The organism is Edaphocola flava (assembly GCF_004118155.1).
GTDB lineage: Bacteria > Bacteroidota > Bacteroidia > Chitinophagales > Chitinophagaceae > Edaphocola > Edaphocola flava.
The window spans coordinates 637,020-661,507 of the sequence record NZ_SAIQ01000002.1 but is presented as its reverse complement, the minus strand read 5'-3'; the positions used below and the strand labels follow the sequence as shown (position 1 = coordinate 661,507).

The window sequence follows — 24,488 nt, the reverse complement described above, 5'->3', positions numbered from 1 at the left end:
TATAATCCAATACTATTTTATTTTTGGGGTGTTAATAGAGTATCCTCATGCACACGATTACATCAATAGAGATCAGACCCATAACAGCAGCCGAAATACCCCTGCTGCAAGAGCTCAGTCGCAACACATTTTCAGAAACGTTCTCTTCCGTTAATACCGCAGAAAACATGCAGCAGTATCTCGAGCAAAACCTCTCTATCGAAAAGCTGACTGAAGAGTGGCAGAATGAGCATACCCGGTTCTATTTTGCGCTACGGGATAATCAGTTACTGGGATACCTCAAACTCAATATAGGTATTGCACAGACAGAACTGAGAGATAGCCTTGCGCTGGAGATAGAGCGGATCTATGTATTGCAGGCATATCACGGGCAACAGGTAGGACAAGTGTTGTTTGAAAAGGCAATGGAAGTTGCCGCGCAGGAACAGGCACAGTATATATGGCTGGGCGTATGGGAGGAAAATAAACGCGCGCTGCGGTTTTATGAGAAGAACGGATTTACGGTCTTCGACAAACATATTTTCAGACTGGGTAATGATGAGCAAACCGATCTGATGATGAAGAAAATCTTAAACCCCAAATTAGTGTACACAAAACATGCATTTTAATATTCAACCCTTACTGGAAAATGAACTTGCCGTACTGACGCCGCTCCGTGAGCAGGATTTTGATATATTATATCCTGTTGCCGCCGACCCGGCCATCTGGGAACAGCATCCCAACAAAGACCGCTGGAAGCAGGATGTGTTCCGCACGTTCTTTGAAGGGGCTATGCAGAGCAAAGGTGCCTTTCTCATTACCGACAGGCATAGTGGCAGAGTCATCGGCAGCACCCGCTTGTACGATTATGATGAACAGGATGACAGTATCTTTATCGGCTATACCTTTTATGCGGTATCCTGCTGGGGCAAAGGCTATAACCAGTCTGTAAAACGCCTGATGCTGGACTATCTGTTCCGTTTTGTATCGAAGGTACATTTCCATATCGGGGCACAGAATATCCGCTCGCAGATCGCTATTTCACGACTGGGTGCAGAAAAAATCGCAGAACAGGAAGTTACTTATTTCGGAGAGCAACCGAAGCTTAACTTTGCATATCAAATCACTAAAAGTAAATGGCATAATGAACTCGTTTGACCTGATCATAAATGATAAAGAGATTGTATCGCTGGATGATACTGTACTGTCTGAAGAGAACAGAGCTAAAGTCCTGCAACTGATACGGGAACATCGTTTCGCTACAGAACTGCATCAGCATGGCTTACCGTTGGACAATAAAATATTACTGTATGGCAGCTCCGGCTGCGGCAAGACGATGACCGCAAAGGCGCTGGCACAAGCATTAGGTAAAAAGATACTGATCCTGAACCTGAGTAATGTGGTCTGCTCCCGTATCGGGGAGACTTCACAGAACATCAAACAGGTATTTGACCGCGCCATAAGAGATAAGGCAGTCCTCTTCCTGGACGAATTTGACCAGATCGGTAAAGCCCGCGGCAGTGAGGATAAAGATGTGGGCGAGATGCGCAGACTGGTCAATACGTTAATACAACTGATCGATTATTATCCTGATACGGCATTGCTGATTTGTGCGACCAATCACCCGGAGATTATTGACTCAGCCCTGATCCGCCGTTTTCAGCTGAAGCTGCCTTTTGAAATGCCGACAGATGAGGCACTGGACACCTACTATACCCTATTACTATCGCGCTTCCCGGAACAGTTCCGAATCATTGAACGCAGATATGGCTGCTCCTTTGCCGAAGCTAAAGATTATGCACTGGGGGTTGTGAAAGCAAACCTGATCAATGAACTGGAAGCAAAAGCCGTAACGGAAGCAGAACTATGTATAACGACATAACCCATAATATAGCGCAGATAGAGAATCGCATTGCAAAAGCCTGCCTGCAAAGCGGAAGACCACGTAATGAAGTCAAACTCTTACTGGCCACCAAGACGGTCCCACCGGAACGTATTGGTGTGGCGCTGCAACAGGGGTGTTCCCTTATTGCAGAAAATAAGGTGCAGGAACTGAAAGAAAAGTACGAGGCCCTGAAAACGATACCACATACCAACCATTTCATCGGCCACCTGCAGACCAATAAGATTAAAGACATCCTCAAATATGAAGTGAGCTGCCTGCAATCGCTGGACCGATGGGAACTTGCCGAAAAGCTGCATCAGCGCTTAGCCGCAGAAAACAGGAAAATGGAAGTGCTGATACAGGTCAATACTTCTGGAGAGGAAAGTAAGTTTGGCGTACATCCCGACCAGGCTATTGCCCTTATACAGGAGGTATCCCAACTGGGCACTTTACAGATAAAAGGTTTGATGACCATAGGCCTGTTCAGTGCAGATACAGAGCAGGTACGCAAGTGCTTTCAGCTACTCCGTTCCATACAGCAGGAGGTTATTGCCCTGGATATTCCTGAAGTATCAATGGACGAATTATCGATGGGGATGAGCGGCGACCTGGAAACGGCCATTGAAGAGGGGGCAACCATCATCAGGGTAGGCACCGCTGTATTCGGACAGCGCAATACGCCTGACCATTATTACTGGAACGAACATACAACACTGATATGAATGTACACTACCTGCAACATGCCCCTTTCGAAGGATTGGGTTATATCGAAACATGGTTAAAGGAGCATCAGCACAACCTCTCTGCTACCCGGCTTTATGAAGCAAACCATGTGTTACCGGATGCGCCTGCAATTGATGCGTTGATCATTCTCGGCGGTCCGATGAATGTGTATGAAGAAGACCGGTACAGCTGGCTGAGCCAGGAGAAAGCGCTGATAAAAGAATGTATCCGCTCCGGCAAAAAAGTACTGGGCATATGCCTGGGAGCACAGCTCATCGCGCATTGCCTGGGTGCAAAAGTGGTGATGGCAGACCATAAAGAGATTGGATGGTGGCCTGTGTTACCAGACTTTGACTGTAATCAGGTGCCCTGGTTTGATGATTTATTCCGCGGCAAACCAACTGTATTTCACTGGCATGGCGACCAGTTCACTATCCCAGCCAATGCACTGGATCTGTTACAGTCAGAGGCCAACGGCCACCAGGCATTTATGTATAATGGCACACAAGTTATCGGCTTACAGTTTCACCTGGAGCTAACGAAGGAAAGCCTGCAGCAGGTGCTGGAGCACATTCCGGCTGACATTACGAATAATCCTTTTGTGCAGGACCGGGAGACTATACTGAGCAAGATGGATCACATCGGGCGCTCAAACGCTATAATGGCGGCAATCCTGGAGCAGTGGTTACCCTACAGCTACAACCCTGCAAACCGATAATACGTAACGATTGCAGCCATTAAAAAGACAATAAACAGCATGGGTAGCATTTTATGTTCTTTCCTGCGCTCATGCATGAATATACCGGACAGCATAATGAGCCCGAAACCCAATGCAGACAATGGTGTCAGCACTGGTGCTATGCCGGTATACCAGGGCAGTATAATGCCGATACAACCCAGCCACTCCAACGCGCCCAGCACTCTTATCGGCCATACCTGGCCATCAGCTTCGATATGCTTATCCTCAATATGCTGCTGCCTGCTGCTGAACAGCTTGCCGTAACCCGGCATGATGAAAAATAGCGCCAGCAGGATCTGTAGTACCCACAATATGGTATTCATCATAAATAAAATCGCTGTGTCACAGCTTCCGGCAGCAAAATTAAGCCGGTATACGCTTATAAAACAAATCTAAGCACAAGAGTGCTTATTCCATTCCATGCCCATCTCATTGCCATACTCTGCTATAACTTAACCTGCATTATAGTACTTCCCGAATATAAAACCTGAGCAACCCGAAAGAAACCAGGCTGCATACTGCAGGAACTACGGGGAAAATTGCGCGCCATAAACTTCTATTTCGCTCACCAGCAAGACACTGCACTACTTTGAAGCACCGAGAATACTATTGATTGGTTAATACTATCGGAAATGTACTGCAAAACAATTGTAAAAACCGCAGCTTAGTATTCAGGAGATACTATATAATTTATTATTCTATATCTCCTGGCTTTACTTTGCTTGCAGAATTAATCGCAGAACAACTTAAATGATGAAGAGATTAGTTCTCTCCATACTACACACCTTACAAAAAATAAACCCTGAAATCGATTCTCCTCTTTGCCTGCTCACAGGCGAAAGACCGGATCGATTTTTTTATAAAGCATAACAGTATTGACATTGCACCACGACAACCCAGGAAATACTACTATAGCGCACCCTACTCTTCTTTAACACAATCCAAGCAATTTTTAAATCAAAACCAAAAATCATGAAACTAAACTTTACCCGTTTAATTGTTGCACTATACCTGGCCATTCTGTCCGGTGCTGCAACTAACCTGTATGCACAAGGTATTAACTGTACCGTAAATGCCGGTGGAAATGCCATCATCTGCGGCTCCTCCACTACCCTTACAGGAGGGGTATCCGGTACAGTCGGCGCGGGCAATCCTACATGGACCTTTGTGTCCGGCCCCACAACCCCTGTGATCACTACTCCCAACAGCCTTACCACAACAGTTACCGGCATGACCGTAAACGGAGATTATGTGTTCAGCCTCAGCCACCCTTGCGGTACTGGTACAGCTACATCTAATGTAACCATCACCGCACATCCAAGACCTGCCAGCTTTACAGCAGGATCAGATATTACTACGATCTGTGCTACCACCGGTACCACGAACCTTGCCGGGGTAATTCCAGCCGGTTATACCGGAAGCTGGAGAGCGGTAAATATTTTCAGCCTTGTCCGCTTCAGCACCCAGGTATCGACCAATGCACAATTCAGCAGTACCACCTCTGCTACGCCAACATTTTCCCTGATCAACACTACTAATCATGAAATAGATCCTGCATATTATGCCATATTGAAGATTACCTCGCTGGATGGTGTATGTAGTTATGAGGATACTACCATCGTTCGTTTTGTGCCTAATCCGCAGATCGTTTCGCCAACAACCATATCCAAATGCCGAAACCTGGCCAACACTGTGGACTTTTACGATTTACAATCTACCTCACCGGCCTTCAGTACTGCATATGCAGGATCGGCGGGCACTGTAGCCAACGGCACCACGGTTACTCTAAATGTAATCAGCCAGCCGGCAGGAGCTAATATGACTTTTAATGCTATTGAGTTATCGCGTGTGTATTTTAACGGTATGAGTGTAAACGGTACTTATCAGTTTACCCTGACCGTTACCAACAGTTGCGGTACCTATACTACCCCGACAATATCATTTACCTATTCCGGCACCACGCCTAACCTGGTTAACTTCGCGCTGCCCAGCCATCCGGAGCAATCCATGGTGTATGTAAGCACCGGTAGCGGAGGAGAGTTACATTGCACTAATAAAGTCGGCACTACCGCACCAGAATTATTTTACTTTGACATTGACCCATCTGATCCGGCCACGGTGACCACTACCGTTACAACAACTGGCATTTTGCCTCCGGGAGGCGCCCCTTCGGTGAGCCTGTCCGGAGCCGGCACCTATAACAGAACCGTAACGGTAACCCCTCCTGCAGGCGGCTGGCAGATCGGTACGTATAAGTTCAACATCAGTACCTCTAACGGTTCCTGCTCGATTTCTCAACCCTATTACATCCATATATCCGACAATAACCGTCCGGATGTTGCCGTTCCTGACCAGAGCATCTGCTACCCGGGCACCGGCGCTATTTCGGCCAATATACCTCTGCCCGCTATCTATAAGGGCGTAGTCAACAGTAGTTACTTTCAGGAGTTCAATGGCATCTATAATTTTGCGGTAATCTCCAAACCGGCAGGATCTTCTACCCCTACCTATACCTCCTCTAATCTGCGCTCAATAACCAGCACTTCTACGCTCATCAGTAACCTGGACAAGGCAGGAGATTATGTATTCAGCATAACGGCCACACGGGCAACCGGTGGTGTGGGTCCGTTCCTGGACCAGGAGTATGCATGCTCCGGTTCTTCTATGACGGGAACCTTTACCATTCATGTAGAAAATCCAATCAATGCAAATGCCGGATCGGATCAGTCTGGATTGTGTGCCAACAGTGCAGCTTTGCTGGGCAATAATCCAGGTTCCGGCACCGGTGCATGGACCGTTGCACAGGCTCCGGCAGGTGCAGTACCAATTATTGCTTCAACATCCAGCTTTTCTACGATGGCGAACAATATGGACTCTGTAGGTACTTATCGCTTTGTATGGACCATAACCAGTCCTATGGGAGGCTGTATGAGCAGAGATACCGTGGCATACCAGGTAACCTGTCCGCTGCCGGTACAATTGCTGCGCTTCGAAGCCATTAAGCAACCCAACAGTGTACTGCTGGAATGGCTGACCACTGCAGAGCAAAACAGTTGGGGATTTGATATCGAAAGAAGTACAGACAGCAAGGACTGGAACATTATTGGTTCAGTACGCAGTAATGCAGCGGTGTCGCAGGGCAGGTATACTTATACCGATCTGCAACCCGTGTACGGAGATAACTTCTATCGCCTGAAACAAAAAGATCATGATGGTGCTTATGCATACAGCCCGGTAAGAATGGTGAAATATACTCCGAACAATGGTATCGACCTATACCCTAACCCCGCCCGTGAATCGGTAACAATCAATGGCCTGAAAGGTACTGAAACCGTAACGGTGTACAATACTAATGGTCAGGTGGTATATACCGGCAAAACAAAAGCAGGCGCTGTACAGGTAAATATGAAGCACTTGCCTGCTGGTGTATACTTATGCATCGTGGCAGACCAGGCTGGCGCTCAGTTATCCAGATCATCGTTTGTAAAAGAATAGTACAGACGCTTAAAATACCGAATGAAACAATGGGTCCGCAGCAATTGCTGCGGACCCATTGTTTCATTCGGTATTAAGTAGAAAAATTTAATGCATTAATTATTTGTTGTTGAAGTAGTATTTGAACCTGTCCAATATGAATTATAATTAATAAGTTTTCTCCTTTTTTCTTCTATCTCAAGACGACGTAACTTATCATTTTCTGAAGTAGCGACAAACCATTTAATCAATCCAAAAATAAGCATTATAATACCCACACCAATCAACACCCATTTAAGCCAAGCAAAAAAGGAAATTTGGCTTTTCAAAACCTCTACTTGCTCTGCTTTATATTTTATTTCAATATTTTTAGATTTAGCAACTCTAAGACAAGAATCAAGTATAACTGATTTATTATAATGAACGTTAATAAATTGGCTTGTTTTACTTGAAACTATTGATTGAACTCTAAGCTTATTCACTGAATCTCTTTCTTTAAGCAAACATTCATACCTATTTTCTAAAAAGCTCAATTCATTATTTAATATTTCCGCATCTTTTAACAGCACTTTTTGTTCAGTCCTTATTTGCAACTCTCTCTCTGATGGATATGCTAATGCAAAAACAATTAAAATCGCCCCTCCAACAAGTAAAAACTTGTAAAAATTATCTGAATTAGGAAAGAATTCACTGATGCCCATAACAAAATATTCTATTTGCCAAATAATACATCTTGATAATCGCTATTATTATTTGAGTTGAGTATTTTCTGATTTTCTTCTATCCGCCTTATTTTTGCCTCATTTTCTCGAACAAAATTAGACAATTTTTTAGTATCATCTTCAATAGTGCTCGAGCTCTTATTATTATTAATCCCACCACAGCTAGCAAATGCCAAAGCACCTGCCACCACTGCAAGAGACTTTCCGATTTTTGTTATGCATTCAATTTGTCCAGGAGATTGTAAGTTTAATCTTACTGAAGTAGATTGTACATCTTCTTCAAAACTGTAAAATGCATTAGCATCCTCAACTAAACTTTGAATATCCGTTAGCAATTCTGCAAGAATTTTTACATTAATGGCTTCCTTTGTTTCTATATCAAATACTAAATGTATATTCTCACCTTTTCTATATAACTTCTCAACTACCTTATCAATATAAATTGAAAGGTAATCCACATTCGTAATTGTATGTCGATTTCTTATTTTATAGAAATGCGGATCTATATTTCCAACATACACTGTCTTAACCCACTTTACTTTTCTACGTTTGTTATATTCACACATGTCATTTTCATAAGACTCGTATGGCCTTTCATCTTGCACAATACCAAAGGTATAATTTGTAGAATTTTTACTTGGAATAATTACAATGTCATTTTTCTCAATATTATAAAATCTAAAAAGTTGATTAACGGTTGTTGATATATCCTTCTTTGAACGGGTTTCTTGTAATGTTTTAGCATAAATATCAGCAATATTATTAAAAGACAAAGTTTCTAACATATTTATTGATATTTGATTCCAACCGATAGCAATAAAATTATCGTCTTTATAAATATCATATAATCCACCTCCTTCTGTTCTAACAAACCAATATCTAGTCTTAGGATTTATTTCTGATATATTTTCAATAAAAAACGGTGCTTTCATCTAAGAAAATTATTTAATAAATAAGAATCCAAAAGTAATACTTATTTTATTTTTTTACAATACAGAGAAATATATAAATAAGCAATCCAACAAATTATAATATTACAGTATTTAAAAATCCGCATAAAAAAAGGCCGCAGCTATTGCTGCGGCCTTTTAACTATTGCTCAAGCATATTTGTATGCGCCAAAAGCAACCAATACTAAAGTTCAATTAAAGTACATCTCTGCGGGCACCGGTTTCTTTTCTACCGGCAATTTCGGGGCTACCGGCTTGGCTACAGTGTCTCTCGTTTCCTGTGCGTTTTCTGCCAGCATTCTCGGTTCATTGGGGTTAAACATATCCTCCATTTTAACTTTAGGAGATTTGTTCAGCCATTTTGAACTGGCCAGGTACTTACGGTTTGACGTATAGATAAATAAAGCGGTACCACCCTTGATATTATCAATAATAGGACGGGTAAGCTCTACCGGTAATGCCGGGCATCCCCAGCTGCGACCCAGGCGTTGATTGCCTTTAATAAAATCGTAGCTGACATAATCTGCTCCGTGTATTACCACTGCCCTGCTAAATGCCTGGTCATTATACCCGACATCTTTACCCTGCAATTTCAAAGAATATCCTTTATCACCATAGTATGTATTATCGGTTACATAAAAACCCATACTGCTCTGATGAGAATTCTCTACATTAGAAAAGTTTGTTGCAAACTCTTCGCCACTACCCTGGCCATGTGCGACCAGAGAGTTAAACAGCACTTTTTTCTTTTTCAGGTCGATCACCCACAGGCGCGGAACGTTAGAAGAAAGACTAAAGTCACAAATGGTTAAAACATCACGATCATTTAACTGACCACTTTGTTTCAGATTCAGGAAGCCTTGATATCCTTTAAGGAATACGTCTTTAGACAATTTTCGGAAGTTACCGAAGTTGATCTCCTGATAAAGACGGGCTGCGTTATCTTCTACTGTTTTGGTAGAAGTTGGTATTACCAAACCCTCTGCAATTACGTTCGACACCGGAATGATGTGTACTGATAAAAAAAGAATAAATGCCTTTACCCAGTTTTTAGTTTGTATCATCAAATAAAATTTTCTGTTGGTTAATATTCAAAGTTAAAAAATATATTAGAAATATCACCCCTTTAGGGGGAAATTTTAACATATTAGCCCATCGCTCTCACAAAGATTGTTTACTTTCGCAACGGACATTTATCTCTCTGAAATCCTTTATGATGCAGTCTTTCCAGCACCACGCTCAGGCTTTTGAGCAGTTTTTACAGGAGCAGCAACTCTTCTCCCGCGAACCCCGGAATTTATATGAACCTTGCAGTTATATATTATCGATTGGCGGTAAGAGAATCAGACCATCGGTATGCCTTATGGCCGCTGCCTTATACAAAGGCATTACACCAGATGTATACTGGGGCGCTGCAGCTATAGAGCTGTTTCATAATTTCACCCTCATACATGATGACATTATGGATAATGCCCCGCTGCGTCGTGGCAAGACTACCGTTCATGAGTTATATAGTACCACTACAGCAATCCTCTCCGGCGATGTGATGAACATTATGGCATTTCAGTGCCTGGAAAGGGTAAAACCGGAACTGATACCCGTACTGCTGGGCATTTTTAACCGTACAGCAATAGAGGTATGTGAGGGGCAGCAACTGGATATGGATTTTGAGCAGCAGGACAATGTTACCGAAGAGGCTTACATACACATGATTGCGCAGAAGACAGCCGTATTACTAGCCTGCAGTATGCAGATCGGTGCGCTGATAGCCGGTGCTACGGAAGAGGATGCAGCCCGCCTGTACACCTTCGGCAAGAACCTGGGTATTGCCTTCCAGCTACAGGACGACTACCTGGATACTTTTGGTGATGGCGATAAAGTAGGCAAACAAATAGGCGGAGATATACAGGCCAATAAAAAAACCTTCCTAGCTATTACGGCTATGCTACAGGCAAGCGATACGCAGAAAACAGCCATAAACATACTGGCGCATGGTCATGGTACTACCAAAGTACAGGATACCATTCAGTTGTACAATACCCTGAGTGTAGGATCTATCTGCAAACAAGCGATAGATGCTTATACCCAAAAGGCATTACAAGCGCTGAACGAAGTGCAGGTGCCGGACGAAAAGAAAGCACCATTCCGCGAACTGGTACAATTCCTCATCAACAGAGATTACTAATGTGCCCGTCATTTCGAGCGAGCGCAGCGGTGCCGAGAAATCTCTGATCGCTGCAAGAGGAGATGTCTCCACGCTGGTCGACAGGACGAACATTAAAATAATTGTGACAAATACCACAATGGGCTTATAGAATATATAAGCCCATTTCTTTTAAGTCTTGTATAGTAGGGCCTTCCAGTAAAGGCATAATGTCGGTATGGTGGGTTTGCATGAAATGGTCTTGCAGCGCACCTACAGTCATGGCCTGGTTACTTACATGACAACGCTCCAGCAATTCCTGAATCAGCTTACCCTCAGCAGGGGTTACATTCAGCTCCAGGGCACTGCGTTTCTGCTGAAAGATCAGCTGTGCACGGGTCACAATCTTACCTTTATGTTTCTGATGATTTACCTCCAGTTGCGGCGGCTTGCCCGTCCATACGATCTTGGTACTGGGGCGCAATGGCGGCTCCGGTGCTTCGGCCAGGCTGCGTTCTATATAATCCGGGGCTATGGTTGGTCGTTTCACCCGGAAGTCAAACCAATCCTGCAGTGGGAAGTCGAAACAGATACCATGCATATAATTATACAGCGCCTTTTTCAGACCACCGGCATAACGGCTATGGTCTGCTCCCGTCTCATCTATATGCGGCAGGTCATTATTGGCAAATGCCCCTACTCCCTCCAGCACATTTTTCACTTTAAAGAGCTCAGGATTCATGCCCACCGGGCTGTGTGCCGTCATGGCAAACTGGTGCCAGAAACCCGATTGTACCACATTCAGTTCAAATAACTGGCGTACCACCTCCAGGCTATCGATCGTCTCCTGCTCGGTCTGTGTAGGGAAGCCGTACATCAGGTAGGCATGTACCATAATGCCCGCTTCGGTAAAGCTATCGGCCACCTTAGCCACCTGGGCTACGGTTACCCCTTTCTTGATCAGTTGCAACAATCGGTCAGAGGCTACCTCCAGCCCGCCCGATACCGCTATACAGCCCGAGGCCGCCAGCAGGCGACACAGGTCGGGGGTAAAGCTTTTTTCGAAACGGATATTGGTCCACCAGGTAATGGTCAGCTTACGGCGCAGGATCTCCAGCGCCACCTCCCGAATGAGTGCAGGCGGTGCTGCCTCATCGACAAAGTGGAAGCCATGCTGTCCCGTCTCGCGGATCAGCTGCTCCATACGATCAACCAGCACTACAGCCGTAGTAGCTTCGTAATTTTTAATATAATCGAGCGAGATGTCGCAGAAGGTACATTTGCCCCAGTAGCAGCCATGTGCAAGGGTCAGCTTGTTCCAGCGGCCATCGCTCCAGAGGCGATGCATCGGGTTAGCTACTTCTATCACCGACAGGTAGCGGTCCAGCGGCAGGTCTCCGTAATCGGGCGTACCCACATCGGCCTGCTTATAATCTCCGGCTATGGTGCCGTTGTAGTATTGTACCACACCCTCTTCATCCAAAGCAAAGGTGCGCTTGAGAAAGTGTATATCGCGCTTGCCCTCCAGCATCTCGATCAGGTGCAGTACGGTCGCCTCGCCATCGTCGAGGGTTACATAGTCCAGAAACTCGAATACCCGGGCATCGCTCAGGCTGCGCAGCTCGGTATTGGCATAACCGCCGCCGAGGCAGATCTTGATGTCGGGGTGATGTTGTTTGATATATTGTCCGCAGCGCAGACCACTGTACAGATTGCCGGGAAATGGTGCCGAAAGCCCCATCAAGGTAGGCTTGTACAGCGCCAGTTGCTCCTCCAGTATGCGCAGCAATATGCGATCGGTAAAGGTAGGCGGTGCCTTTAAGGCATTGTACAGGTCATCAAAAGAGCGGGCACTGCTGGCCAGTCGCTCGGCATACCGGCTGAACCCGAACAACGGATCGACGGTAGCAATGATGAGGTCTGAAATATCTTCTAAATATAAGGTAGCCAGGTGTCGTGCCTTGTCGCGGATACCCAGTGTACCAAAGGCCCACTCCAGGTCAGCCACCTGCTCAAAACGACTTGCCTCTGGCAGATAGTTACCGGTACAGATGGCGTATGACAGTGTAGGATTGCGGTCCTGCAGAAAGGCTATGACCGGGTCTATCGTGTGCAGATAATCCTCTTTCAGGGTCATGATACGGGCTATATTGCCATCGAGCACATAACCGCCGGCCTCAATCTCGGCAAACAAGGATTCCAGCCCCTTTGCAGAAAACAACTCGTTGATGACCAGTATACCCAGATCGGCCTGGTGCGACTCAATGTTTTTGGTATTCAGAAAACCTTTGAGGTAAGCAGTAGCCGGGTATGGGGTATTGAGCTGTGTAAACGGAGGGGTGACCAGGAAAACGGATTGTTGCACGGGACGCATCATATTATTATTCAACAATATGCAAAGATAGGCCTTTTTGCTGGCACGTGCGGAAGGTAGCTTTATGTTGTAGGCACGCGCCTTCGCGCGTGCGCTCTTGTACTTAAGTCTACCTTAAGTCTACCCTATTCAGCGCAACATGAACGATATAAAAAGCCGCGGCAATGTACCGGTATGCTACACCGACCCGGACAAAAACTAAATCGATCTGTCGCTATACAACATTGGCACGCAAAAAAACTACATCAACCTGTTTTGGGAGCTACATTCACCCGCTGAAAACCTGAATCGACGCGCAAAAAAGCTACATATCATTTAGCTTTTTAGTGGCCGGGCGCACCTTTTTATGGAATGCACGCAGCTTTTTATGAAATGGAATTAAGCAAAAAGCTGCGCGAATGGAGCTTTTTATCCCTCGCGCGCAGCTTTTATATACCCTTGATTGAGCTTTTAGGTCGCTTCATTGAGCTTTTTGGCAAATCGAATTGAGCTTTTTATCGCGTTCATTAAGGTTTGGGGTAGCAGGGGGTACCTCTGAGGTGGGGTCATGAGGTATGCGAGGACACGCGCCTGGGGGCGCGCGCCAGCATCGAGAGGTACTTTATGCACAACATTATCACTTCGAGGGCCTCAGCGAACGGTTTACGTCCCTTCGTGATGTCGATCGTATGGAGACATCTCCTCTCCCCAAGCTAGCGCACGCGCCCTCGCGTGTGTCTGTTTGTATCAATAGAGGCACGCGTTTGTGAATGCGCGCCAACAATAGACGAAACAAAAAGCCCTTCCTGCTGAGGAAGGGCCATGTATATAGTTATAGGATCGAATGCTTAGAACTTGTAGGTAACGCTCACAAAGTAGTTGGCACCATAGCCATAGAAGTACTTGGCCGGGAAGCGCTCTACATTCTGTGTAGCGGCATCGAAACGCAACTGCTCAAAACCTCCGGTACGGATGTTCTTATTGTTCAGCAGGTTATTAACCCCAACATTGATGTATAGGAACATATCGTTGCTGGCCGATCTGATGTATTTCTTCAGCTTCAGGGAGGTACCGCAGAACAGGTCGATGGTGTAATATGCCGGCAGCTTCTCCTGACCCAGTATATCGTTCCACTGTGGTGTACCTTTCTGTACAAACTCTACGGCATCGGAAGTGAGGCGGGCAGGGTTTACGTCGATATAGTTGCGATCAAAGAAGTTGACATTTACATTGGCCCACCAGTATTTAGGCGAGCTGTAGTTCAACCCCAGTGTGTAGGCCGATTGCGGGCCCGATGCTACATAATAGTCTTTCAGGTAGATGGTCTGCGTAGCTACTTTGGTAGAGGTATCATTGTCCAGGAATACGCTGGCCGTAGGACGGCTGGTATAGAAGGCTTGTGTCCAGCTGGCTACTGCGGTGGCAGACAGGCTCGGGCTGATCTTGGCTTTGAGGGCAAACTCTCCACCCAGGTTGCGCATATTTACACCCTGTAATACATAGTTTACAAACGTGCGGTAATCTTCGTGATAGAAACGTTTGATGTCGGTAATATCTTTCATCTCGGTTACAAACCCGCTCAGGCGACCATTCAGGAACGGCGAGCGCAGTAAATATCCACCCTCTAATGATGTGATCTTTTCTACAACCGGGTTGCCTACAGCCTTGTTACGGGTGCGTGGTGATACGAAGGTATTGTCAAATGTAGGTGCATTGGTCATTACCGCACCATTTACGTACAGATAGTTACGACCATCCAGTTTGTAGGTCAGTCCGCCCTTTACGGCATAGGTGAGGAAGTCGAAACGTTCTGACTGGCCTTCGGAATCTCCGGCAAACAGACCGTTCTTAAACATACCATTTCTGCGGAAGCCTTCCATACCCAGGCGACCAGTCAGGAAGAAGTCTACTTTGTTGTAGGTAAACTCGCCCTGTGCCCATGCGTAAGAGCGCACAAAGTCTGACTTGTAGTAATAACCGTATTTATCGCCTTTGTACACAATACCATTAGGATTGTTGAGGTCATTCTGGTTGTAATCGTTGTTACCGATATAGGTACGTTCTGCAAACTGGTTCAGGTTTACATAATAGTCGCCACCCAGCAGATCATAGGCTTTGCGATAGCTGGCAGTCTTTTGCAGGATGCCCGCTACACCGGCAGTTACTTTTACGTGCGCTCCTATTACCTTTTGCAGTGTGGAGTTGAGCATGTATTTATTGATATCGTCTCTGTCCTCGCCGATCAGGTATACCGAACGCTTGCCGGTAACGCCATTTACGGTACGTACATTCATACGGTTGGCACCATACAGTCTATCCCAGTTGACCTGCATACGACTTGGATCTGCCAGCAGGTAATCGCGCTGTGCATTGGCCATAGCCTCGTCTGCGCCTCTCGGATCATACAGGTAATAGCTAGGCAGGTTGCGGTAGTAATCAGGACGAGGGTCCATAGCATTGTACCAGTCGAGGGAGGTATTGCCATTATAACCGGTCTGGAAGCCCAGTGAGGTATTCCATTGGGTATTATTGTCCGGGTTATACTTGTAGGTGAGTATAGCCGCGGGTTGGTTAGAATTGTTGGCGCGAGAATTTTTCTTCTCTCCATTTACATAACCCCAGTTAGGATTATAGAAGTTGCTGCCGGCCAGATCCATAGCCTCCTGCGTAGCAGGCATGGCCTTGCCACGGCTGGTTGGTGCGCCGAAGGCGGTGAGGTGAATGGAGTTGGCATTATTGATCTTCTTGCTCACGGCCAGGTAGGCTGAGTAGCCGTCGTAGAATGTACCTGGAATGTAGCCTTCATCGCTCCATCTTTTGGAAGCAGATACGGAATAAGCCCAGCCCTTCTCGTTAAGGCCAGAGCTGTGGGTAATCATCACACGGTTACGGTAGGTACGGTTAGAGGCAGCGTAGGAGATACGGGTCTGCTTGCGCTGATCGGCAGCAGTGGCTTCGATCTGTGTCGCGCCGCTCAGTCCGCCGAAGCCTACTTCTGAAGGCGACAGTCCGTAGGTTACGGTCTGGTTGCGGAACACATCGTTCAGTCCGCCCCACTGCCCGAAGAAGGCTGAACCGGATTCAGCATCATTCATCGGAAGACCATTCATATATACTTCCAGCTGATCTCTTTTATATCCACGAATCTGGAAGCGCTGCGGCCCGAAGGTATAAGAGGCTGCGGCCAGGTAAGGATCGCGTGATGCGGTGAGTACACCGGACACGCTCTGATCGCTGATACCATCATCATCTCCCGAAGAGGCATTCTCTTCCAGCGAAATGGTCGGTGCCTGATTGGCCGCTACGCTTATGGCCTGTTCATCAATCCCGAAAGCCAGTGCGCCCAGGTCTACCACATCCTGGTCTACATTGATCGTTACTGTTTCTTGTTTGTTGGCAGAAGTATTTACAACCAGCTTGTAGGTACCATGCGGCACCTGGCTGAAGGTAAAGCGCCCTTCTGCATTGGTTATCTTCATCAGCTTCAGTTGCGGAATGGTCACTTCCACTTCGGTAAGTGGCCTGCCGTTATCCTTGTTTTCCAGAACACCTTTTACCAGGGCAGTCTGCGCCTGCACAATAACGGAAAAAGATGAAATAACTGAGAGCAGTAAAACGTGCTTCATATAGTATAAATAACTAAAAAAATGGTTCTAAAAAGTAGCGGCAAAACTAGAATAAGTTTTGCCGCTACTGAGAGAAACTGTATAAAGTAATTGTTATTTATCTACCATTAACCATATGTTACTGCAAGGAAAATAAAGAGTCTACAAATTCATATTTATTGAATACTTGTAAGTCCTCCATTCGCTCTCCTACACCTATATATTTTACCGGTATTTTGAACTGATTGGCGATGGCTAATACCACACCACCCTTGGCCGTGCCATCGAGCTTGGTAATGGCCAGTGAGGTCACTTCTGTAGCTGCGGTAAAATGCTTGGCCTGCTCCAGTGCGTTCTGCCCTGTACTGCCGTCCAGCACCAGCATAACTTCATGCGGAGCATTTTCCATGTTTTTACCGATAGAGCGTTTGATCTTGCTCAGCTCTTCCATCAGGTGCGCTTTATTATGCAGACGACCGGCGGTATCGATAATGATCACATCTACATCGCGGGCTATACCACTGACGATAGTATCATAAGCTACAGAACTTGGATCGCTACCCATCTCTTTCTTTACAATAGGTACGCCTACACGATCGCTCCAGATGCTCAGCTGATCTACAGCTGCGGCACGGAAGGTATCGGCTGCACCCAGCAATACAGACTTACCGTTCTTTTTGAAATTATATGCAAGCTTACCAATCGTTGTAGTCTTACCTACACCGTTTACGCCTACAACCAGTATTACATAAGGTTTTTTATCCAGCGGTGTGCCGTACGTTTTGTAATCGGTACTGGATGAGTCGGTAAGGATATTGGCGATTTCTTCCTGAAGAATGTTGTTCAGTTCGCCGGTATTGATGTATTTATCTTTGGCAACGCGTGCTTCGATATTTTTGATGATGGTAACGGTCGTATCCAGGCCTACATCTGCTGTAATCAGGGCTTCTTCCAGGTTATCCAGCACTTCTTCATCTACTTCACTCTTTCCTGCAATGGCTTTGGAGATCTTGCTAAAGAAATTCTCTTTGGTCTGTTTTAGTCCTTCGTCTAATACCGCTTTTTGTTCTTCCTGATCTTTATTTCTTTTGAATAGTTTGTCAAAAAAACCCATAACAGATAATATAAAAAATTATAAGGTGTAAAATTAGTCTATTATATAAGGATACAAAATTTTATTTTTGCTGAAAATGAATGCTGTTATGGAAAACACCATCCCTATAACCTTATGGCTGGCCGGCCGCAGTTACCGCATCCGGGTAAAGCCGGAAGAGGAACAGGCGATACGCCAGGCCATGAAAGTAGCTGAACAGCGACTGGCCAAACTGCGCAACGATATCGTGGGCAAAGATGAACAGGACTTCCTGGCGATGTGCCTGATGATGTATGCTACCGACCAGGTGACCGATCACAGTGGCTTCACCCCGGTGCAGCAGGATACGATACAGGAAATGATGCAATCTATAGACGACTGCCTCGAAGACAAGTCTGCCCCTGCTACAGACCTTGTTTTATAAACCCGACGAACTGAGCCATGGCTTTAGCGCGATGGCTTACGGCCTTCTTCACTTCTGCGGGTAGCTGTCCGAAAGTCTGGTCATACCCTTTTGGGATAAATACAGGATCGTAGCCAAAGCCTCCGCTGCCCGATGGTGCTGTGGCAATATCTCCCTCACAGATTCCTTTAAAATATACTGGTGCTCCGCTGCCTACCAGGCAAATTGTCGTCTGGTAATAGGCATGGCGGTCTGTACTACCCTCCAGCTCCTGCAATAGCTTTTCGGTATTGCGCTCATCGCTGCGCGGCTCGCCGGCATAGCGTGCACTGAACACTCCTGGTGCACCACCCAGCGCGGGTACGATCAGGCCGCTATCTTCGGAGAAGGTCATGAGGCCGGTACGCTCATATACATAGTTGGCCTTAGCCAGAGCATTCTCTTCGAAGGTATCGTATGGCTCGGGAATCTCTTCTGTAATGCCGGTATCTTTGAGGCTGATCACTTCAAAAGCGCCCTCCAGGAGGCCGTTGATCTCTGCAATCTTATGTGCGTTATTGGAGGCTAATACTAGTCTGGTCATGAATCTGTATGTGTTTATTTTCCGATATAATATGGTTTCAGTGCCTTGTTCCAGAAGTCGGCCTTCAGCTGGGCATTGCCCATAATCATGCGCAGCTCATCTGCCAGCATGATCTGCTTATCTCCGATACCCAGCATTTTATAAGGGAATAAGGTATAATGAATATGTATACTTTTCGGATCTACGTTGAACAGAAATACTTCTTTAATACTTTCTACCCCACTGATGTTTTGCCAGGCTACCCACTCGTCTGTAATATACAGTTGCTCCGGCGTGACTTTACATGCCTGAAAAATCTTCGTAATCTGTTCTTTATCAGCATTTTCGTCTACAAAACGGTCCAGGATCACCAGTACACGCACCCCTTCGGGTGTTGACAAACTGTTAAAATTAGGCAGGTTATGCACCAGTGTTTCGGAGGCAAAAAGTTGCTGTATCATATGGTAAAGTACGTATAGAAAGCGTTCCCGGCAAAAGTAAATTTTTATGAACAAACTGCAATACACTTCTATATTGTTCAAAAAAACGTAGATTTGCCCCGGCTTTGTAAGTCATTGACTAGCACTAGAGCCGGGTCATAATTATATTAAATCTATTATTTAGACAATATGGACATTAAAATTTCTAAAGTAGCAAACAGTCGCGCACATGAGCTACGCAAAGATGAACTGGTTTTTGGTAAGGAGTATGCAGACCACATGTTGGTATGTGATTATAAAGATGGGCAGTGGGGCACTCCGGAAATTGTACCTTATGGTCCTTTAAGCTTAAGTCCGTCGACCTCTGCTTTACATTACGGACAAGCTATTTTTGAAGGTGTTAAAGCCTATCGTCAACCAGATGGAACGGCTGCGGTTTTCCGCCCGGAAAAAAACTGGGAACGTTTAAATAAATCTGCTGCCCGCCTGGATATGCCAGAGATTCCTAAAGAAATTTTCCTGGAAGGTATGCGTCAGCTGATTGCGCTGGATAACTCATGGGTACCTAACGAAGATGGTACATCTCTGTACATCCGTCCTTTTATGATGGCTACAGATGAGTTCCTGGGTGTAAGAAGCTCTCACGATTATAAATTCATGATCATCAATAGCCCTGCTGGTCCGTACTACAGCAAACCGGTACGTATCTATGTGCAGGAGAAATATGTACGCGCGGTGCCTGGCGGTATCGGGTATACCAAAGCTGCTGGTAACTATGGCGCATCCATGCTGCCTACCAGCGAAATCAAGAAAATGGGTTACGATCAGATCCTGTGGACAGATGCATTTGAGCATAAATTCGTACAGGAAATCGGTACCATGAACGTGTTCTTCATCGTTGATGGTAAAGCCCTGACACCTGATCTGAACAGCGGTACAATCCTGGCTGGTGTAACCAGAGACAGCGTTATCGCCCTGCTAAAAGAAAACGGAATTCCTGTTGAAGAGCGTCCGATCAGCATCTTAGAGCTGGTACAAGCGTATAAAGAAGGTAAATTCCAGGAAGCATTCGGTACTGGTACAGCGGCGTCTATGTCCCTGATCCAGGACCTGACTTACGAAGGCGAAACACTGACCCTGCCTCCTGCAGAGACATTCCCGATCGCGAACAAAATCAAAAAACAACTGGACGATATCCGTTACGGACGTACAGAAGATAAAAACGGATGGTTGTTTAAAGTAAACTAATCAATCGCTTTTAGCATATAATAAATGGCCGGATCAATGATCCGGCCATTTATTTATTTACTGAATATCTGTTTAAAGGAAGCAAAGTCTAGCATTCTATTTATATCTTTTGCTACCTTTTGCCTTGATGCAAAAGGTACCGCCAAAAAATCAAGGCTGTATAAATCCCTGGCTAAAAATCAAGGTGTCGGTCGGTCGCAAACCAGACTCACTTCGTTCAGACAGTGGTTTGCAACCCTATCGACCGAGCCAATGATTTTCTTGACGCCGGATTTATAAAGCCTTTTGGAGCGATCTGTGCGGTATGGATCACTTCGTGATATCGACCATAGAGTAACGGAGCGAAGCATTATGCTTAATCCTTTCTTAAAATGCCCTTCTCCACGCTATCATTGATCAGCCCTTCGGCAAAGGACCAGATCGGCTCTGAGCCTTCTTTAACGACACTTTTCTTCTCATATACTTTCTGATAGGGAACATCAAATTCTTTCCAGGTGCCTCCATTGTTAGAAGTATTCTGCAGCAATGGTTCCAGCCTGTCCATCGAGCGGGCAAACCTGGCTTCGATGCTGACACCGGCTTCAAACTCTTCCCAGATCGCAATCATCTCTTCGGCCTGTGCCTGTGGCAGCATACCGAAGATGCGTTTTGCGGCCAGCAGTTCCTCATCTGTATTGCTGTGATTTTTCTGCATATCGTAGATAAAGGTATCTCCGGCATCGATCTCTACAATATCATGAATCAGCACCATCTTCACCACTTTCAGGACATCTACCGGCTCATTGGCATGCTCTGCAAGTACGATGGCCATTAAGGCCAGGTGCCAGCTGTGCTCGGCATCGTTTTCATTTCTGTCGCTGTTGAATAATTTGGTTCTGCGCTGAATGTACTTGACCTTATCTATTTCTTTAATAAAATCAATTTGCTGCAGCAGTTTTTCGGGTATCATATTGTACACTATATATTGATTACATATTTGTTTCCCGACCTTCGATCCTACCGCAGCTTGCATTGTGGCTATGAGCTGGCTACCGTCTGTACTATATCCAGGTCAAACTCCCGGGCAGCTACCAGTATGTGATCGAAAATATCGGATTGCAGGTTTTCAAAATCGCTCCAGATCCCCAGCTTGGTAAAACAGTAGATCTCCAGGGGCATCCCATTGGGTGTAATCTCCATCTGGCGTACCATGATCGGTTGCTGTTCATCGATCTGCGGATGGCGCTTCAGGTAATTGTATACATACATCCTGAAGGTTCCGATATTGGTCAGTTGCTTACCATTGATCAGGTATTCATCTACCGCCTCACCGGTATTGATCTCTTCCAGGCGATGTATTTCCATTTCTTTGGTCAGGAAATAATCTTTCAGCATATCGATCCTTTGCAGGCGCTGGTAGGCCACCAGGTCAATAAATTTAAATGATTTGATACTGAAAAATATAGATCGCTTAATCCTCCTGGAGTTCTTATCGATCAGCACCTGTGCATTGCGCACTTCTGTAGAGATCAGGTCGTAGGTAGGGATAGAGGATATGGTATTATCAAAATTCTTGATCTTGGTCGTCAGCAGGTTGATCTCTATCACATTTCCCTCCAGCTTATATTTGGTTACATTAATCCAGTCTCCTACTTTGAAGAGTCTTGATGTCGCCACATGGATACCGGAAATAAACCCCAGGATCGTGTCCCGGAAAATAAGCAGTACAACAGCAGTCATGGCACCCAGTCCGGCAAAAATACTACCGGGAGAGATGCGCAGGAATATAGACAGGGAAATAATGACGTAGGCTATGATGCCGATAATGCGCATGGACTGTGCCACTGCTTTGATACCGGTTGCATTATAGTTTAGCTGATTGCCATCGGCATAATCCTCCACCGCTTTGATGAGCCTGTGCAGAATGACGGCGACTACGGTGATGATAAGCCAGTTAAATATAGCATCTATATAGGGCAGGAATCGTTTGCTCCGGTAAAACACATCCTCAATAATCCAGTAGCAGAACAGCATGGGAATAAAATTGAGAAAGGATCGGAACACGTGCCGGTTGTAACAGGCAATATAAAACGGCCTCTTGGATTTAAAAACGATCCATCGGATGATGGGTATAAAGACCCGTTTCAGGACAAATGACAGTACCAGGAATAGCAGTATCAGCGCGATTATTTTATACGCCAATACTGACACTTCCCGCAGTTGTAAAGGAAATTCATCCCTGATATAGCGGTCAATTATATTGATATATTCTTTCAGCATAAAATCATCCGTTTTAGTAACCTGTAAGTACATCGGGCAACACCGCTATTCTGTTACACCCGCTTACAGGCCGCATTACTTATCGTCCTTAGTTTTGGCCAGCTGCTCTTTACACAGCTTCACATATTTGGCCGCCTGCTTGCTGTTCGGCATATCAGGCTTTTTAGCCACTGCCTGGAAATAAGGCAATGCCGAGGCATATTGTTTCTTTTTGTACAAATCCATACCCTTCTTAAAGTCTGCTTCTGCCTGTGTGATCGCTTTCTCTTCTGCTGCTGCTTTTTTAGTTGCGGCATCTTTGGCGCGCTCCTCAGGTGTTTTGGCAGACGGGCGTACTTTTTCTTTAGCGACCGTCCTTTCTGTTGTTGCCGTCTTCGCGGCTGTAACAACTGGTTTAGTCGTTGTAGTACTGCTGCTGCTTGTACGCATATCGGCCTCTTTCACTACTTCTGCAGCTTTAGCCCTTGTTTCGGCAGGGGTCGCTTTCGCTAATGCAGGTGTCGCATTTGTCTTAGCCTTACTTTCCGCAGGAGCGGCTGTTTTTGCCGCGACAGTGCCAGGAGCGGCTTCTTTGGACATCGCTGCAGATGCCGGTGCAGCAGCTGCAGGCACATCGGCCGCAGCCACCATGGCGGCATCACTATCAGCAGCAACATTACTCACCCTGGCACTGCTGTGACTGGCTACAACCGGAGCTGCCTGTGGCTGCATTCCATATTTGGCGTTCATTACAGAGTCGTCCTGTCGGCTTACCGGAGGGCTTACACCTTCATCCAGCGCGCCGGCCGATTCGTTTGCTTTCGCCAGCATAGCGGCTTTCTCCGCTTTATGATTGTTAAATTGATTCAGTCCCCAGATACCCAGACCAACGACTGCAGCTGCAGCCAGTCCTACTTTCCAGTTCATGCCACGTTTACGGTCAGGTGTATCAAATGCAACTGTTTTACGTTGTGTCGGATGTACCGGTCCTTCTGTCGCCGTTTTGGATACCGGAGGTACGATAACTTCTTTTTTAGGCACAACCTTTTCTACCAATGGCTCGGGAGCAGCCTCAACCGCAGGTAACTGAAGGGTGTCTACTTCGCTGAGCAACTGGTTGGCATTGGATGTCTTTAAGAAACCTTCTATAGCATCGTTACAGAAAGGGCACTCATTCAGGTGCATTTCTACAACATACTGCTCTTCCGGAAATAATTTTTTATAGATATAATCATTAATCTGCCTTCTGGTCAGGCAGGCACTGTTATCTATCGCTTTTATCAATCTGGCTCTACTGTTCATGATGCAATGCTGTTTTTATGTTGACCAAAACAAAGTTTCAGATTACGTCTGCCGTTTTGCAGGTAGCTTTTCACCTGTTTGTCATCCATCTGATTGTGTGCAGCAATTTCTGCGTAGGTCTTCTGGTGCAGGTAAAACAGCTCTATACAGGCTTTTTGTGCTTCCTGTAATTTACTCAGGCAGGATTCGAGAATACGTAATACTTGTTCCTGTTCCATCTTATGATGCGAAAGGTCTTCATATTCCACAAAGTCAAATGTATTTTCTGCATCTACGGGAGTAGTCGGTTGCTGCTTCCGCAGTTCCATCAGGCAATGGTTCTTTACAACGGTATATAACCAGGGTTTAAAACTCTTGATTTTATACTGTGCCGCATCGGTCCATATTTTGATAAAAACGACCTGCACCGCATCTTTTGCAGCGTCGGCAGAAAGGTATTTCATACCCACACCCAAAGCCAGGTGTGCATAACGTTTATGCAGGGTGGCCAGTGCCTCCTGATCACGCTTATGAGCAACCCTGTACAAGAGTTCCTCGTCCAATAGGTTTCGATAGATTGTATGCGACAAAGGAAAAAGGTTTTGAATCGTAAAAATAATGTTTTTCTATGTTTTTGACTGTAAAAACCG

22 protein-coding genes are annotated in these 24,488 nt (G+C 45.7%); 9 read left to right on the top strand and 13 right to left on the bottom strand.

The annotated features are described in order from the left end of the window. Positions 1–47 precede the first annotated feature (47 nt). The 5 genes from EMP01_RS09120 to EMP01_RS09100 are packed head-to-tail and all read left to right on the top strand — an operon-like array spanning position 48 to position 3,305. On the top strand, positions 48–608 hold the full coding sequence (locus tag EMP01_RS09120) for a GNAT family N-acetyltransferase (RefSeq protein ID WP_129021199.1): 561 nt from the start codon (positions 48–50) through the stop codon (positions 606–608). Continuing rightward, positions 598–1,137: a GNAT family N-acetyltransferase gene (locus tag EMP01_RS09115; RefSeq protein ID WP_129021198.1), complete on the top strand. Its 540-nt coding sequence runs from the start codon at positions 598–600 to the stop codon at positions 1,135–1,137. Before EMP01_RS09120 ends, EMP01_RS09115 begins: the two co-directional genes overlap by 11 nt. After that, entirely contained in the window at positions 1,124–1,861 is a 738-nt protein-coding gene (locus EMP01_RS09110; RefSeq protein WP_129021197.1) for an AAA family ATPase, read from the top strand. The genes EMP01_RS09115 and EMP01_RS09110 overlap by 14 nt, the downstream gene beginning before the upstream one ends. After that, positions 1,846–2,586, top strand: coding sequence for a YggS family pyridoxal phosphate-dependent enzyme (locus EMP01_RS09105; protein WP_129021196.1), 741 nt, complete (start codon positions 1,846–1,848; stop codon positions 2,584–2,586). Before EMP01_RS09110 ends, EMP01_RS09105 begins: the two co-directional genes overlap by 16 nt. After that, entirely contained in the window at positions 2,583–3,305 is a 723-nt protein-coding gene (locus EMP01_RS09100; RefSeq protein ID WP_129021195.1) for a type 1 glutamine amidotransferase, read from the top strand. The genes EMP01_RS09105 and EMP01_RS09100 overlap by 4 nt, the downstream gene beginning before the upstream one ends. Here EMP01_RS09100 and EMP01_RS09095 read toward each other — a convergent pair. Continuing rightward, positions 3,284–3,652, bottom strand: coding sequence for a DoxX family protein (locus EMP01_RS09095; RefSeq protein WP_129021194.1), 369 nt, complete (start codon positions 3,650–3,652; stop codon positions 3,284–3,286). The two genes, EMP01_RS09100 and EMP01_RS09095, sit on opposite strands and share 22 nt — an antisense overlap. A 646-nt stretch (positions 3,653–4,298) precedes the next feature. Between EMP01_RS09095 and EMP01_RS09090 the strand changes: the two genes are divergently transcribed. Beyond that, entirely contained in the window at positions 4,299–6,821 is a 2,523-nt protein-coding gene (locus EMP01_RS09090; RefSeq protein WP_129021193.1) for a T9SS type A sorting domain-containing protein, read from the top strand. 95 nt (positions 6,822–6,916) lie between these two features. Here the strand turns inward: EMP01_RS09090 and EMP01_RS09085 are convergent, their stop codons facing one another. The 3 genes from EMP01_RS09085 to EMP01_RS09075 form a co-directional block, all read right to left on the bottom strand. Beyond that, entirely contained in the window at positions 6,917–7,501 is a 585-nt protein-coding gene (locus EMP01_RS09085) for a hypothetical protein (RefSeq protein ID WP_129021192.1), read from the bottom strand. Positions 7,502–7,512: 11 nt separating this feature from the next. Further along, entirely contained in the window at positions 7,513–8,454 is a 942-nt protein-coding gene (locus EMP01_RS09080; RefSeq protein WP_129021191.1) for a hypothetical protein, read from the bottom strand. Between the two features lie 209 nt (positions 8,455–8,663). Next, positions 8,664–9,536: a murein L,D-transpeptidase catalytic domain family protein gene (locus EMP01_RS09075; protein ID WP_129021190.1), complete on the bottom strand. Its 873-nt coding sequence runs from the start codon at positions 9,534–9,536 to the stop codon at positions 8,664–8,666. Positions 9,537–9,685: 149 nt separating this feature from the next. Here EMP01_RS09075 and EMP01_RS09070 point away from each other — a divergent pair, with 149 nt between their 5' ends. Then, the gene (locus EMP01_RS09070; RefSeq protein WP_237559507.1) at positions 9,686–10,657 is read left to right on the top strand and encodes a polyprenyl synthetase family protein; all 972 of its coding nucleotides are present in this window, start codon (positions 9,686–9,688) and stop codon (positions 10,655–10,657) included. A 124-nt stretch (positions 10,658–10,781) separates the two neighbouring features. Here the strand turns inward: EMP01_RS09070 and EMP01_RS09065 are convergent, their stop codons facing one another. From EMP01_RS09065 to ftsY, 3 genes are all read right to left on the bottom strand, one after another. After that, on the bottom strand, positions 10,782–12,992 hold the full coding sequence (locus tag EMP01_RS09065; protein ID WP_237559506.1) for a B12-binding domain-containing radical SAM protein: 2,211 nt from the start codon (positions 12,990–12,992) through the stop codon (positions 10,782–10,784). An 824-nt stretch (positions 12,993–13,816) separates the two neighbouring features. After that, on the bottom strand, positions 13,817–16,594 hold the full coding sequence (locus EMP01_RS09060) for a carboxypeptidase-like regulatory domain-containing protein (RefSeq protein ID WP_129021189.1): 2,778 nt from the start codon (positions 16,592–16,594) through the stop codon (positions 13,817–13,819). 118 nt (positions 16,595–16,712) lie between these two features. Next, positions 16,713–17,687, bottom strand: coding sequence for a signal recognition particle-docking protein FtsY (gene ftsY / locus EMP01_RS09055; RefSeq protein ID WP_129021188.1), 975 nt, complete (start codon positions 17,685–17,687; stop codon positions 16,713–16,715). An 88-nt stretch (positions 17,688–17,775) separates the two neighbouring features. Here ftsY and EMP01_RS09050 point away from each other — a divergent pair, with 88 nt between their 5' ends. Beyond that, the gene (locus EMP01_RS09050) at positions 17,776–18,090 is read left to right on the top strand and encodes a cell division protein ZapA (RefSeq protein WP_161971284.1); all 315 of its coding nucleotides are present in this window, start codon (positions 17,776–17,778) and stop codon (positions 18,088–18,090) included. Here EMP01_RS09050 and rdgB read toward each other — a convergent pair. Beyond that, positions 18,071–18,652, bottom strand: coding sequence for an RdgB/HAM1 family non-canonical purine NTP pyrophosphatase (gene rdgB / locus EMP01_RS09045; RefSeq protein ID WP_129021186.1), 582 nt, complete (start codon positions 18,650–18,652; stop codon positions 18,071–18,073). The genes EMP01_RS09050 and rdgB overlap by 20 nt on opposite strands. 14 nt (positions 18,653–18,666) lie before the next feature. Further along, a complete protein-coding gene (locus EMP01_RS09040) occupies positions 18,667–19,092 on the bottom strand; it encodes a hypothetical protein (RefSeq protein ID WP_129021185.1) in 426 nt (141 codons plus the stop codon). A gap of 168 nt (positions 19,093–19,260) precedes the next feature. On the opposite strand from EMP01_RS09040, the gene EMP01_RS09035 reads away from it, so the two are divergent. Beyond that, a complete protein-coding gene (locus tag EMP01_RS09035; protein WP_129021184.1) occupies positions 19,261–20,319 on the top strand; it encodes a branched-chain amino acid aminotransferase in 1,059 nt (352 codons plus the stop codon). A gap of 355 nt (positions 20,320–20,674) precedes the next feature. On the opposite strand, the gene EMP01_RS09030 is transcribed toward EMP01_RS09035, so the two are convergent. The 4 genes from EMP01_RS09030 to EMP01_RS09015 form a co-directional block, all read right to left on the bottom strand. After that, complete coding sequence (locus EMP01_RS09030; RefSeq protein ID WP_129021183.1) at positions 20,675–21,268, bottom strand: HD domain-containing protein; 594 nt, start codon at positions 21,266–21,268, stop codon at positions 20,675–20,677. 68 nt (positions 21,269–21,336) lie between these two features. Next, positions 21,337–22,578 carry a mechanosensitive ion channel family protein gene (locus EMP01_RS09025; RefSeq protein ID WP_161971282.1) on the bottom strand — a complete coding sequence of 414 codons (1,242 nt, stop codon included), beginning with the start codon at positions 22,576–22,578 and terminating at the stop codon, positions 21,337–21,339. Positions 22,579–22,653: 75 nt separating this feature from the next. After that, entirely contained in the window at positions 22,654–23,859 is a 1,206-nt protein-coding gene (locus EMP01_RS09020; protein ID WP_129021181.1) for a hypothetical protein, read from the bottom strand. After that, positions 23,856–24,428 (bottom strand): RNA polymerase sigma factor, encoded by a 573-nt coding sequence (locus tag EMP01_RS09015; RefSeq protein ID WP_161971280.1) that lies wholly within the window; start codon positions 24,426–24,428, stop codon positions 23,856–23,858. The genes EMP01_RS09020 and EMP01_RS09015 overlap by 4 nt, the downstream gene beginning before the upstream one ends. Between the last annotated feature and the right edge of the window lie 60 nt (positions 24,429–24,488).

Bases quoted from the DNA above. Each gene is read 5' to 3' on its own strand.
- EMP01_RS09050 (WP_161971284.1), top strand. From the start codon at position 17,776: ATGGAAAACACCATCCCTATAACCTTATGGCTGGCCGGCCGCAGTTAC.
- EMP01_RS09080 (WP_129021191.1), bottom strand. From the start codon at position 8,454: ATGAAAGCACCGTTTTTTATTGAAAATATATCAGAAATAAATCCTAAG.
- EMP01_RS09075 (WP_129021190.1), bottom strand. From the start codon at position 9,536: ATGATACAAACTAAAAACTGGGTAAAGGCATTTATTCTTTTTTTATCA.
- ftsY (WP_129021188.1), bottom strand. From the start codon at position 17,687: ATGGGTTTTTTTGACAAACTATTCAAAAGAAATAAAGATCAGGAAGAA.
- rdgB (WP_129021186.1), bottom strand. From the start codon at position 18,652: ATGACCAGACTAGTATTAGCCTCCAATAACGCACATAAGATTGCAGAG.
- EMP01_RS09105 (WP_129021196.1), top strand. From the start codon at position 1,846: ATGTATAACGACATAACCCATAATATAGCGCAGATAGAGAATCGCATT.
- EMP01_RS09065 (WP_237559506.1), bottom strand. From the start codon at position 12,992: ATGATGCGTCCCGTGCAACAATCCGTTTTCCTGGTCACCCCTCCGTTT.
- EMP01_RS09030 (WP_129021183.1), bottom strand. From the start codon at position 21,268: ATGATACCCGAAAAACTGCTGCAGCAAATTGATTTTATTAAAGAAATA.
- EMP01_RS09095 (WP_129021194.1), bottom strand. From the start codon at position 3,652: ATGATGAATACCATATTGTGGGTACTACAGATCCTGCTGGCGCTATTT.
- EMP01_RS09040 (WP_129021185.1), bottom strand. From the start codon at position 19,092: ATGATACAGCAACTTTTTGCCTCCGAAACACTGGTGCATAACCTGCCT.
- EMP01_RS09100 (WP_129021195.1), top strand. From the start codon at position 2,583: ATGAATGTACACTACCTGCAACATGCCCCTTTCGAAGGATTGGGTTAT.
- EMP01_RS09110 (WP_129021197.1), top strand. From the start codon at position 1,124: ATGAACTCGTTTGACCTGATCATAAATGATAAAGAGATTGTATCGCTG.
- EMP01_RS09025 (WP_161971282.1), bottom strand. From the start codon at position 22,578: ATGCTGAAAGAATATATCAATATAATTGACCGCTATATCAGGGATGAA.
- EMP01_RS09070 (WP_237559507.1), top strand. From the start codon at position 9,686: ATGATGCAGTCTTTCCAGCACCACGCTCAGGCTTTTGAGCAGTTTTTA.
- EMP01_RS09035 (WP_129021184.1), top strand. From the start codon at position 19,261: ATGGACATTAAAATTTCTAAAGTAGCAAACAGTCGCGCACATGAGCTA.
- EMP01_RS09120 (WP_129021199.1), top strand. From the start codon at position 48: ATGCACACGATTACATCAATAGAGATCAGACCCATAACAGCAGCCGAA.
- EMP01_RS09085 (WP_129021192.1), bottom strand. From the start codon at position 7,501: ATGGGCATCAGTGAATTCTTTCCTAATTCAGATAATTTTTACAAGTTT.
- EMP01_RS09115 (WP_129021198.1), top strand. From the start codon at position 598: ATGCATTTTAATATTCAACCCTTACTGGAAAATGAACTTGCCGTACTG.
- EMP01_RS09090 (WP_129021193.1), top strand. From the start codon at position 4,299: ATGAAACTAAACTTTACCCGTTTAATTGTTGCACTATACCTGGCCATT.
- EMP01_RS09020 (WP_129021181.1), bottom strand. From the start codon at position 23,859: ATGAACAGTAGAGCCAGATTGATAAAAGCGATAGATAACAGTGCCTGC.
- EMP01_RS09060 (WP_129021189.1), bottom strand. From the start codon at position 16,594: ATGAAGCACGTTTTACTGCTCTCAGTTATTTCATCTTTTTCCGTTATT.